The sequence below is a fragment of the Telmatospirillum sp. J64-1 genome (assembly GCF_006980715.1).
GTDB lineage: Bacteria > Pseudomonadota > Alphaproteobacteria > Rhodospirillales > Magnetospirillaceae > Oleiliquidispirillum > Oleiliquidispirillum nitrogeniifigens.
The window spans coordinates 1-10954 of the sequence record NZ_SBHN01000044.1; the positions used below are offsets into that span (position 1 = coordinate 1).

At 64.7% G+C, this 10954-nt stretch carries 13 protein-coding genes; 5 read left to right on the plus strand and 8 right to left on the minus strand.

Annotated features, from left to right (window positions below; all coding sequences use genetic code 11):
- Positions 1-176: 176 nt before the first annotated feature.
- From minE to EPD66_RS23045, 7 genes are all read right to left on the minus strand, one after another.
- Positions 177-440 (minus strand): cell division topological specificity factor MinE, encoded by a 264-nt coding sequence (gene minE / locus EPD66_RS23015; RefSeq protein ID WP_142850909.1) that lies wholly within the window; start codon positions 438-440, stop codon positions 177-179.
- Complete coding sequence (minD, locus tag EPD66_RS23020) at positions 437-1252, minus strand: septum site-determining protein MinD (RefSeq protein ID WP_142850910.1); 816 nt, start codon at positions 1250-1252, stop codon at positions 437-439. The genes minE and minD overlap by 4 nt, the downstream gene beginning before the upstream one ends.
- 44 nt (positions 1253-1296) lie before the next feature.
- Positions 1297-2085 (minus strand): septum site-determining protein MinC, encoded by a 789-nt coding sequence (gene minC, locus EPD66_RS23025; RefSeq protein WP_142850911.1) that lies wholly within the window; start codon positions 2083-2085, stop codon positions 1297-1299.
- Positions 2086-2166: 81 nt separating this feature from the next.
- Positions 2167-3561, minus strand: a complete 1395-nt coding sequence (gene der, locus EPD66_RS23030; RefSeq protein ID WP_142850912.1) for a ribosome biogenesis GTPase Der — start codon at positions 3559-3561, stop codon at positions 2167-2169.
- Positions 3562-3581: 20 nt separating this feature from the next.
- Positions 3582-4898, minus strand: coding sequence for a PQQ-binding-like beta-propeller repeat protein (locus tag EPD66_RS23035; RefSeq protein ID WP_142850913.1), 1317 nt, complete (start codon positions 4896-4898; stop codon positions 3582-3584).
- 12 nt (positions 4899-4910) lie between these two features.
- On the minus strand, positions 4911-5585 hold the full coding sequence (locus tag EPD66_RS23040) for a tetratricopeptide repeat protein (RefSeq protein ID WP_185961582.1): 675 nt from the start codon (positions 5583-5585) through the stop codon (positions 4911-4913).
- 89 nt (positions 5586-5674) lie between these two features.
- Positions 5675-6232, minus strand: a complete 558-nt coding sequence (locus EPD66_RS23045; protein WP_142850915.1) for a thioredoxin family protein — start codon at positions 6230-6232, stop codon at positions 5675-5677.
- Positions 6233-6345: 113 nt separating this feature from the next.
- On the opposite strand from EPD66_RS23045, the gene EPD66_RS23050 reads away from it, so the two are divergent.
- Positions 6346-6648, plus strand: coding sequence for a hypothetical protein (locus EPD66_RS23050; RefSeq protein ID WP_142850916.1), 303 nt, complete (start codon positions 6346-6348; stop codon positions 6646-6648).
- A gap of 91 nt (positions 6649-6739) precedes the next feature.
- Positions 6740-7090 (plus strand): DUF2794 domain-containing protein, encoded by a 351-nt coding sequence (locus EPD66_RS23055; protein ID WP_142850917.1) that lies wholly within the window; start codon positions 6740-6742, stop codon positions 7088-7090.
- A gap of 1 nt (position 7091) precedes the next feature.
- Here the strand turns inward: EPD66_RS23055 and epmA are convergent, their stop codons facing one another.
- Positions 7092-8129, minus strand: coding sequence for an EF-P lysine aminoacylase EpmA (epmA, locus tag EPD66_RS23060; RefSeq protein WP_142850918.1), 1038 nt, complete (start codon positions 8127-8129; stop codon positions 7092-7094).
- Positions 8130-8207: 78 nt separating this feature from the next.
- Between epmA and EPD66_RS23065 the strand changes: the two genes are divergently transcribed.
- From EPD66_RS23065 to EPD66_RS23075, 3 genes are all read left to right on the plus strand, one after another.
- Positions 8208-9260, plus strand: coding sequence for a lysine-2,3-aminomutase-like protein (locus EPD66_RS23065; RefSeq protein WP_142850919.1), 1053 nt, complete (start codon positions 8208-8210; stop codon positions 9258-9260).
- Positions 9261-9335: 75 nt separating this feature from the next.
- Positions 9336-9902, plus strand: coding sequence for an elongation factor P (gene efp / locus EPD66_RS23070; RefSeq protein ID WP_142850920.1), 567 nt, complete (start codon positions 9336-9338; stop codon positions 9900-9902).
- A 6-nt stretch (positions 9903-9908) separates the two neighbouring features.
- A complete protein-coding gene (locus EPD66_RS23075; RefSeq protein WP_142850921.1) occupies positions 9909-10703 on the plus strand; it encodes an inositol monophosphatase family protein in 795 nt (264 codons plus the stop codon).
- Positions 10704-10954: the final 251 nt, after the last annotated feature.

Below are 10954 nucleotides of genomic sequence, written 5' to 3' on the forward strand. Positions count from 1 at the left end.
CAAGCAATCGGAATTGCTGCTGAGCGAAGTCAACCGCTTCATCGCCCATATCCGGGCCGCCTGACAAAGAGCGGAACACCAGAAAGCCCCCGTGCCGCAAGGCACGGGGGCTTTTTCATGGAAACTGGCCGGGTAAGCGAGGCGGAACGGCCCCTGCTCCGCTTCGTGGAAAAGCCTTAGCGGCCCGGCGGGCCGGGCAGCTCTATATTGACTTCCAGCAGCGAGATATCCTCCTCCCGCTCCACACGCACGGCCACACGCTCGTCGTCTATCGCGACGTATTTGCGGATGACCTCGATGATCTCGCGCTGCAGCTGCGGCAGGAACTCGATAGCCTCGTTACGGCCCGAACGTTCATGGGCGAGTAAGATCTTCAGCCGGTCGCGCGCCTTTTCCGCCGTCTTCGGCTTCGCGGACCGGAACAAGTTCCGGATATTCATGCGCTCCTCCGCAAGAGTCGAGAGAAGAAGCTCCGCTTTTCTGCCTTGAGGAAGCGGTGTTCACGCTCTTCGCCCAGGAAGCGGGCGACGGCGTCGGAATAGGCCTGACCGGCGATGGACTTGTCGTCCATCACCACCGGCTGCCCCACATTCGAAGCCTGAAGGACCGACTCGCATTCCGGGATGACGCCCAGCAGCGGCACGGACAGGATTTCCAGCACGTCCTCGAGCTTCAGCATCTCGCCCTTCTCGACCCGTTCCGGGGCATAGCGGGTGATCAGCAGATTCTGCTTGATGGGCTCCAGCCCCTGCTCGGCGCGGCGCGACTTGCTCGACAGCACGCCGATCATGCGGTCCGAATCGCGTACCGAGGAGACCTCGGGATTCGTCACCACCAGCGCCTCGTCGGCGAAATACATCGCCAGATGCGCGCCGCGTTCGATACCGGCCGGGCTATCGCAGATGATGTAGTCGAATTCCTCGGACAACTCCTCGATGACCTTTTCCACGCCTTCCAGGGTCAGCGCATCCTTGTCGCGGGTCTGCGAGGTGGGCAGCACGAACAGGTTCTCGATGCGCTTGTCCTTGACCAAGGCCTGGTTCAGGCGCGCGTCGCCGTTGATGACATTGATGAAGTCATAGACGACACGGCGCTCGCACCCCATGATCAGGTCGAGGTTGCGCAGGCCGACATCAAAATCGATGACAACCGTCTTGTGCCCACGCAGCGCAAGGCCAGCCGAGAAGGCTGCGGACGTGGTGGTTTTACCCACTCCGCCCTTGCCCGATGTCACGACGACGATTTTAGCCAAGGAAGTGCTCCATCAATATCTGCGGCGTTCTACGGTCCGAGCGATTACGGAATCGGCTCGATGAGAATGGTCTCTCCGTCCAGCATGACCTGGGCGGGCTTGTGCAGGCTATCTTCGCCGATAGCATCACGCACTGCATATATCCCGGCGATGGACACAAGTTCAGGGTCAAGATTGCGACATAGGATCCGCGCTTTGACATCGCCCGACGCCCCGGCCAGGGCACGGCCGCGCAACGTCCCCCAAACATGGATGTTGCCATCGGCGATCAGTTCGGCGCCATGGCTGACCGGAGCCAGAACCACCAGGTCGCCGCCCTTGGCATAGACCTGCTGCCCCGACCGCACCGGATCGGTCACATAGCGGGTCGCGGAGGCCGACGGGATGGCCGGCAGAAGCAGCCCTGCCCGTTCGCCGTTCGGCGATCGGACGGGCTCGCGCGCTTCCAGCCGCGCCGGACGGCCGGACAGGAACAGGCCCAGCCCGGCATTGGAGGCTACCTTATTCCAGGCATCGTTACCGTTGACCACGCCCACCGGATGAAGCTGATGCTGACGCAGGCGCCGGACGAATTCGGCCATGTTGAACGGAACACGATCGACGATCGGCGCAAGATCGAGCACCACCGGCGCGTTCCGGTAGAATTCCGGCGACTGGGACACCGTCTTGCCCAGCAGCATGAAGAAATCACCGGCCTCGGGCGTGATCACCCGCAGGGTCAACAAATTATAGCTGCTGCCACTCAATTGGAACGGTGCCGGTCCCGCCCCCGCCTCGCTTTGGACGGCAACGTCGCCCGATTGGGCGCTGCTGATGCTTCGCTCTAGCGTCATCTATCCCATCTCTCCGCCCAATCCGCTATCGGGCAGGGCAATCTACACTATTGTGAGAGGACGCCGCAAGAATAGGCAGCCCTATTCACTTTCGGCATAGGGGTTGCGGCGTTTCCTGAGGAAGATGCGGATCGGCACGCCAGGCAGGTCGAAGGTTTCCCGCAGGCTGTTGACCAGATAGCGCAGATAGGCCTCGGGCAGTTCCTCGGTGCGGCTGGTGCTCATGATCACGAAGGTCGGCGGACGCGCCTTGGCCTGGGTCATGAAGCGCAGCTTGATGCGCCGCCCCGTGGTGCCCACCGGCGGCGGGTGATGGGCCACCATCTCTTCCAGCCAGCGATTGAGCTGAGAGGTGGAGATGCGCTTGTTCCAGGTCTGATAGGTGCGGGTCACCGCCGCCATCAGCTTGTCGAGCCCCTTTCCGGCCAGGGCCGAGATGGTCACGGTGGGAATGCCGCGCACCTGGGGCATCGAGCTTTCGAGACGGTCCTGCAGGCGCTTCAGCGCCTGGGCGCGGTCCTCCACCATGTCCCATTTGTTGACGGCGATGACCAGCGCGCGGCCTTCCTCGATCGCCAAGCGGGCAATGGTCAGGTCCTGCTTGTCCAGGATCGCCGCCACATCCAGCACCAGCACCACGACCTGGGCATGGCGGATGGCGTGGATGGTCTCGGCCACCGCCAGCTTTTCCACCTGGTCGGAGATGTTGGCGCGGCGGCGCAGACCGGCGGTATCGACCAGCGTCACCGGGCGGCCTTCATGCAGCCAGCGCACGGCGATGGAATCGCGCGTCAGCCCGGCTTCCGGGCCGGTCAGCATGCGGTCCTCGCCCAGCAGCTTGTTGACCAGCGTGGACTTGCCGACATTCGGCCGCCCGACGATGGCCATGCGCAGGGGCTTGGTGGGGTCGTCCTGCTCCTGCTCGCCCTCTTCCCCCTCGCCTTCGTCGGCTTCCTCCTCGGGGAAGGGCTCCTCTTCCTCCTTGGGGGCGAAAGGCAGCAGGGCGTCGAACAATTCGCCCAGGCCTTCGCCATGTTCCGCCGAGATCGCCACCGGCTCGCCCAGGCCCAGGCCATAGGCCTCGTAAAGTCCGGGCGCGCCGGCCTTGCCCTCGCATTTATTGGCGACGAGAATCACCGGCGTCTTACGCTTGCGCAGGAAATTGGCGAAATGCGCGTCCAGCGGTGTGACACCGGCCCGCGAATCGATCAGCATCAGGGCTACGTCGGCTTCTTCCAGCGCCTTCTCGGTCTGCTGGCGCATGCGGCTTTCGACGCTTTCGTCGAAGGCTTCTTCCAGACCTGCCGTATCGATGACGCGGAAGGGCATACCGCCCAGGCTGGCCTCGCCCTCGCGCCGGTCGCGGGTGACGCCGGGCATGTCATGGACGATGGCCAGCTTCTTGCCGATCAGCCGGTTGAACAGGGTCGATTTGCCGACATTGGGCCGGCCGATGATCGCAACGGTAAAGGTCATGTTTTTAAAGCCGGATCAACCTAGCGATAGGCGACCAGATTGGCATCCTCGGTCAGGAAATACAGGGTCTCGCCCGCCACGATAGGGGAGATGGTGACACCGCCGGGCAGACGTTCGCGACCCAATACCTCGCCGGTAGTGGGCGAGACGGATACCGCCCAACCATGGGAAGAAGTGACGATCAGCTTGTCTCCGGCCAGAACCGGCCCGGCCCAGATCAGGCGGCCGGTGCGGTTCCGCTCGTTTTCCCATTGTTGCAAGGGGGTGACCCAGGCAATGCGGCCGGTAGCGGCTTCCAGCGCCACCAGTTCGAGGGCGTTGGAGACGAGGAAAAGGTAGTCACCGGCGATCCAGGGGCTCTGGATGCTGCCGATCTGGCGTTCCCAGATGCGGCGGCCGCTGCGCATGTCCACCGCCGCCATCATGTCCGCATTGCCGACGGCATAGAGACGCCCCCGGTCGATGATGGGACGGGCACGGATGTCGGTCAGGCTGGTCACCGCCTCGGTACGGCGGATGGTCGACAGGGATTCGGCCCACAGGACCGCGCCGTTCTCGACCCGCAGGGCGTAAAGCTCGCCCGAGGAATACGGCACGACCACCACATTGCCATCCACGGCGGCGGAGGCGGCCCCCAGCACCGAGGCGACCTCGGTGAAACCGCTATGGGTCCACAGGGTGCGGCCGTCATCGGAGGACAGGGCATGGGTGCGGTTGTCGATGGTGATGACGAAGACGCGGCCACCGGCGACCGTCGGCGCGGCACGCAGCGGCGCCCCCACGGAAACGCGCCACGCCTCCTCGCCCGTCGCGGCATCCAGGGCCACCACCTCGCCAAAGCCGGTGGTGGCGAAGACGCGCCCGCCGTCCACGGCCACGCCGCCACCCATGGTCTGCCCCGATTCGCCCTGCGGACGCAGGTTGACGCGCCACAGGGAACGGCCATTGCCGGCATCCACCGCCGTGACCGTGTTGTCCACGTCGATGGCATAGGCGCGGCCATCGGCGACCACCGGCTGGCCCAGCAGGCGCACGCGCCCCGTCGATCCGCTGCCCATGCTGGCCGACCATACCCGCTGCGGCGTCTCGGCCAGGGCCAGATGATGCATGGCATGGTTGGCCGAACCACCGGCCTGGGGCCAAGCCGCGTTCACGACCGGAGGCGGCAGGGTGACGGGCGTCAGCTGTGCCGACAGGTCGGGCTCCAGCCCCTGGTCATGACCGAGGATGGCGATACGCTCGCCCGGCAGCGGCGGGGCATCGGGCTCGCCGAACCAGGTTCCGCCGCAGGCTGACAAAGCGGCGCAGGCAAGGATTACGAAGGGCAGACGGCGCACGGGGGTAGCTCCTTAACCGTTGGCACCCAGAACGGCTGCCATTTCGCCCGCGCGGGCGCGCAGGGCCTGGGGCGTCGCCACATCGGCGGCGAGACGGCCATACAGCTCCGCGGCCTGGGCTTGATTGCCCTGGCGCAAAGCCAGCAGGGCCAGCAATTCGGTGGCGGAATGACGCCAGGGGCCGGTGCCGTCCGCCAGCGGGCGCAGCGACGGCTCCAACTGGCCGGGCTCGGCCGTTTCCAGCCGCAGGGACGCGGCCATGATCGTCGCCAGGTCGCGATAGGGCGGGGCCGCGCTGGTGTTCAGTGCCACGGCCTCGTAGGCCTGGGCCGCCTGCTCGGTTTCCCCCGAACGGGCCAGCAGGGCGGCGGCGCGCAGCCGCGCCAGCACGCCGTAGCCCGAACCGGCGTCATCGGCCAGTTCCTGCATGGCGGCGGCGGCTTCCAAGGGGCGGTCCTGCTGGATCAGGGCGGCGGCGGCGGCATAGCGCGCCGCATCGGCCTGGCTCTGCCGGGCCTCGTATCCGCGCCAGCCCTGATAGCCGGCCACGATCAGCACGACCAGCGAGACGGCGGCGATGATATAGCCGCCATATTGCTTCCAAAGACGCTGGTATTGCTCCCGCCGCAGGTCCTCCTCGACCTCCTGAAGCAGCAGGTCACCAGCGGGATTATCACGTTCAGCCACGAAGCCATCTCCACTTGACGTAATGAGCGCGTACCATAGTGCGTCACGCGCCTTAACGCAAATCCCGCCGAACGGACGGAAAGCGCTTCTTAACCCTTATCGCGCCACTTGATCGAGCAGCCCATGCTGGGCACCTGTTCCTCAGGCCCGTAGCCGGTTTCCGCGACCCGTTTCATGGCCTCGAACAACTCGCGCCGGGCATCGGGCGGACCGGCCTCCTTGCGCGAGGAATCCAGCCGCCCGCGATATTGCAGGCCGAGACCGGCATCATAGCCGAAGAAATCGGGCGTGCAGACGGCGCCATAGGCACGGGCCACCTCCTGCGTCTCGTCGATCAGATAAGGAAAGCCGAAGCCATGAGCGGCGGCGAAGTCCTTCATGCGGTCGAAGGAATCCTCGGGATAGCTTTCGGTATCGTTGGGCATGATGGCCACGGCATGGACGCCCAGGTCCCGCAATTCCGTCACGTCGCGGACCAGGCGGTCGATCACCGCCCGCACATAGGGGCAATGGTTGCAGATGAACATGACCAGCGTGCCGCGCGGTCCCCGGACCTCTTCCAGGCTCCAGGTCCTGCCGTCGATGCCCTTCAGGCGGAAATCCGGAGCTTTGCGGCCGAAATCGCAGACCGGGCTTTCCATCGCCATGGCTCTTGCTCCTTCTCAACGATTGGTTAAACATTCCGCCGCATGATTCCTCATGGACCGCCGAGGGGCAACATGCCCATGCGCGTGACGGGATTTTTGTGACATTGCCGCAAATGAACAAACGCTACCTTCATCTCGCCACCCCCATTCTCGCCGTCCTCGCCTTGGCCGCCTGCACCGCCGAGAAGCCACTGATCGACCATGTGGCCTCGGCCGGATCGGGCAAGGATTGCTCGCTGGCGCGGGCCGAACAGGGCGGCCCCTATTGCAAGGAACACCAGGAAGAGCCGCTGACGCTGCCGGTCCAGGTATGGTGCTACCGCAGCGTGGGCATGGTCGATTGCTTCGACCAACCCTTACGCGGCAACGAGGACAATCTAGTCGGCACGCAAGTCGTACCCATTTCTGTCCGCTGAATTCCCCGCCAAAGCACTGGACGCGAACGGACTTTCGGTCAAAAATATCCGCCTTCCGAAACAACGGAGCCTCACGGCCCAAGGCGGGTGCATGCCGAAAGTCGTACGATTCCTTGATTATCGCCAGGATCGCAGATCCAGTTTCGTCCACTTCAATCGTAGTGAACTTCACCTTCTGCTGGGCCTCTACAGCAGGAAGGTGGAATCAGGGGAATGGCGGGATTACGCCATCGACCAGGGCGCCGGTCAGGCGACCTTCTCGATCTTCCGACAGACTTGCTCCCCTCCCCTCTTCACCATCACCAAGAAGCCCGGGGGCAAGAACGGCCAGCGCGCCGCCTATGTGGTGACCCGCGGCCAGCAATCCCTGCGCCGGGCCACCAGCATGCAGGACGCTTTGAGCGTCTTCGAGATTTCCCCCGGACTGGCGCCCGGAGCATGAATTAGAGGCCGATCCACAATACGTCCTCGATGGTCTTCGCCCCCGTGCAGAGCATGGCGAGACGATCGAGCCCCAAGGCGATACCCGCAGAGTCGGGCATGACCTCCAAGGCGGCGAGGAAATCCTCGTCAATGGGATAGCGCAGGCCGTAGAGGCGTTCCTTCAGGTCCATGTCGGCCTCGAAGCGGCGGCGCTGTTCGGCCGGATCGGTCAATTCCGAGAAGGCATTGGCCAGTTCGACGCCGCAGGCATACAACTCGAACCGCTCGGCCACGCGCGGATCCCCGCTGCTGGGCCTGGACAGGGCCGCCATCGAGACGGGATAGTCGCACAGGATGGTCGGCACGCCTTCGCCCAGATGCGGCTCGATGCGGTCGAGCATGATGTGGAAGAAGCAGTCTTCCCAGCTGTCTCCCTCGCCCACGCGCACGCCGATCCGCGCCGCCTCAGTCCGCAAGGCATCGGCATCGGGCGCCCAGGGATCCGGCGCCGTCGCCAGCAGGTCGATCCCCGCATAGTCGAGGAAGGCCTGCGGCACGGTCAGGCGGCGGAAGGGCCGGAAGGGATCGCATTCCATTCCGTTCCGACGGAAGACCGTCGCCCCGGCGGCGCGGGCGCAGGCGCGGATTAGCCCCTCGCAATCCTCCATCAGGTCGCGGTAGGACGCGCCGGTGCGATACCATTCCAGCATGGTGAATTCCGGCTGGTGGGTGGGCGAACGCTCGCCGTTGCGCCAGACCCGCGCGATCTGGAAGATGTCGCCCGCCCCCGCCGCCAGCAGCTTCTTCATGGCGAATTCCGGCGAGGTATGCAGGTACATGCGCCGCGAGTCCTGGCCGAAGGGCTCGTCCAGCCGGGTTTCCAGCGCCATGATATGGGGCTCCATGCCCGGGCTGACCTGCAGGGCCGGCGTCTCGACCTCGAAGAAACCGCGCTCGCGGAAGAAGGCGCGCACCGCCTCGACCACCGCCATGCGGCCACGCAAATAGGGCAGGCGCGCAGCGAAGGCTTGCTTGTCCCACCAGGCTTTGCCACTCATCGTCTTTTCCTCTATGACTCCCGCCGCTTCGTGCCCATATCGGGCCGATCCGTCAAGCAAGGAGAGTGGGACCGGACCATGACCGATACTTCCCCGCCCCGCCGCCGCACCGCGCGCAGCGCCGCCGACCTGCTGGCGGCCGGTCTTGTCGGAGCCCAGGAAGCCGCGCTGATCGATCAGGTCGGCACCGTCTATTCCATCGCCGTCACGCCGTCGATCATGGACCTGCTGGCCCAGGGGGACGCCGATCCCATCGCCCGGCAGTTCATCCCCTCGCCCGCCGAGCTGGAAGCCAGCCCGGGTGAGCTGTCCGATCCCATCGGCGACGACGTCCACAGCCCGGTCAAGGGCATCGTCCATCGCTATGCCGACCGGGTCCTGCTGAAGCCCATCCATGTTTGCCCGGTCTATTGCCGCTTCTGCTTCCGGCGCGAAATGGTCGGCCATGACGGTGACTGCCTGAGCGATGCCGAGATGGAGGCCGCGCTGGACTATATCCGCGCCCGCCCCGAAATCTGGGAAGTGATCCTCACGGGGGGCGATCCCATGATGCTGCCGCCCGCCCGCATGCAGGCCCTGCTGACCGATCTGGCCGCCATCCCCCATGTCGAGGTGATCCGCCTCCATACCCGCGTGCCGGTCACCGACCCCGCCCGCGTCTCGCCCGCCATGGTCGCCGCGCTGAAATGCGGCAAGGCGGTCTGGGTGGCGCTGCATGCCAACCATGCCAGCGAATTCACCCCCGCCGCACGCGCCGCCTGCGCCGCCCTGGTCGACAACGGCATCCCCATGCTGGGCCAAAGCGTGCTGCTGAAGGGCGTCAATGACGACAAGGCCACCCTGACCGCCCTGATGCGTGCCTATGTCGCCAACCGCATCAAGCCATATTATCTGCATCATGGCGACATGGCCCCCGGCACCGCCCATTTCCGTACGAGCATCGCCGAAGGGCAGGAATTGATGAAATCCTTGCGCGGAGACGTGTCGGGGCTGTGCCAGCCTACCTATATGCTGGACATCCCCGGGGGCCACGGCAAGGTGCCGGTCGGCCCCAATTGGCTGCGCCCCGAGGACGGGCTAGTGGAAGACCCCAAAGGCGGGCTCCACCGCTATCCCCCAGGCGCGGAGTAGTTGCCAGGGTTTGGTCAAGCTGCTAGGGTCCGCGCCGATTCCCTATTTTTCGATATCCATGAGCGGTCGAAGACGATGAAGATTCAGGCCAATACCATCCGTCCGGGCAACATTATCGAGCATAACGGCCGCCAGTGGGGCGTGCTCAAGATCCAGTTGGTCCAGCCCGGCAAGGGCGGTGCCTTCATCCAGGTCGAAATGCGCGACATCCGCACCGGCACCAAGACCAACGAACGCTGGCGCACCGCCGACACCGTCGAGAAGCTGATGGTGGAAGAGCGCGAGGCCACCTATCTGTTCGGCGACGATCAGACCCTGACCTTCATGGAAACCGAGAGCTTCGAACAGTTCACGGTGCCCACCGAAGTGGTCGGCGAACAGGCCGCCTTCCTGCAGGACGGCATGCCCGTGACCGTCGAACTGGTCGAAGGCTCCCCGGTTTCGGTCAGCCTGCCCAGCACCGTTGTGATGGAAGTGGTCGAGGCCGACCCGGTGGTGAAGGGCCAGACCGCTTCGTCCTCCTACAAGCCCGGCAAGCTGGAGAACGGCTTGCGCGTCATGATCCCGCCCTTCATCGAGGCCGGGACCCGCATCGTCGTCAACACCGCCGACTCCACCTATGTCGAGCGTGCCAAGGACTGATCCGGCGTGACAATCCGCTCTGCCAATATCAATGTCATGGTCGCCGCCGCCCGCAAGGCGGCGCGCGGCATCCTGCGCGATTTCGGCGAGGTCGAGCAGTTGCAGGTCTCCCGCAAGGGCACCAACGACTTCGTGACCGCCGCCGACACCCGCACCGAGAAGGTCCTGCGCCAGGAATTGAAGAAGGCCCGTCCCGATTACGGCTTCCTTCTTGAAGAGGGCGGCGAGGAAGTGGGCTCGAATGCCAGCAACCGCTGGATCATCGACCCCATCGACGGCACCACCAACTTCATCCACGGCATCCCGCATTTCGCCATGTCCATCGCCCTGGAACGCGAAGGCGAGATCATCGCGGGGGTGGTCTACAACCCCATCACCGACGACGTCTTCGTCGCGGAAAAGGGCAATGGCGCCTTCCTCAACGATCACCGCCTGCGGGTTTCCGCCCGCCGCAAGATCGAGGAAGCCGTGGTGACCACCGGCATCCCCCATCTCGGCCGGGGCGACCACCAGCAATTCCTGCGCGAATTGTCGGCCGTCATGGGCTCGACCGCCGGGCTGCGCCGCTTCGGCTCGGCCTCGCTGGATCTGGCCTATGTGGCCGCCGGACGCTGCGATGCCTATTGGGAACGCGGCCTGCAGCCCTGGGACATCGCGGCCGGCATCCTGCTGGTCCGCGAAGCCGGCGGCTATGTCTACGAGCCCGATGGCAAGGGGCTGAACATGATGGAGTCAGGCAACGTCCTGGCCACCAACGCCCATCTCCTCACGCCCATGAGCAAACTGCTCAACGGCCAATAAGCAAAACGGCAGGCGGATTTTTCCAGCCTGCCGTTTTCTTTTTGACCCGGAAAAACTAACCACCAAGACACAAAGACACCAAGGCTAGATCGTGACGCCCTTAATGTGCTCACAATCTGAGAAGCGGCCATGCTTCGAGACGGCCCTTTGGGCCTCCTCAGGGTGAGGATAATTCCTTTTTTGTCTCAATAAGATAAACCTCATGCTGGAGACCTTTGCACGGAAGGCATGATTGTGATTCGATAGCGGCC

Bases quoted from the DNA above. Each gene is read 5' to 3' on its own strand.
- efp (WP_142850920.1), top strand. From the start codon at position 9,336: ATGAAGATTCAGGCCAATACCATCCGTCCGGGCAACATTATCGAGCAT.
- EPD66_RS23065 (WP_142850919.1), top strand. From the start codon at position 8,208: ATGACCGATACTTCCCCGCCCCGCCGCCGCACCGCGCGCAGCGCCGCC.
- epmA (WP_142850918.1), bottom strand. From the start codon at position 8,129: ATGAGTGGCAAAGCCTGGTGGGACAAGCAAGCCTTCGCTGCGCGCCTG.
- der (WP_142850912.1), bottom strand. From the start codon at position 3,561: ATGACCTTTACCGTTGCGATCATCGGCCGGCCCAATGTCGGCAAATCG.
- minC (WP_142850911.1), bottom strand. From the start codon at position 2,085: ATGACGCTAGAGCGAAGCATCAGCAGCGCCCAATCGGGCGACGTTGCC.
- EPD66_RS23055 (WP_142850917.1), top strand. From the start codon at position 6,740: ATGCCGAAAGTCGTACGATTCCTTGATTATCGCCAGGATCGCAGATCC.
- minE (WP_142850909.1), bottom strand. From the start codon at position 440: ATGAATATCCGGAACTTGTTCCGGTCCGCGAAGCCGAAGACGGCGGAA.
- EPD66_RS23050 (WP_142850916.1), top strand. From the start codon at position 6,346: ATGAACAAACGCTACCTTCATCTCGCCACCCCCATTCTCGCCGTCCTC.
- EPD66_RS23045 (WP_142850915.1), bottom strand. From the start codon at position 6,232: ATGGCGATGGAAAGCCCGGTCTGCGATTTCGGCCGCAAAGCTCCGGAT.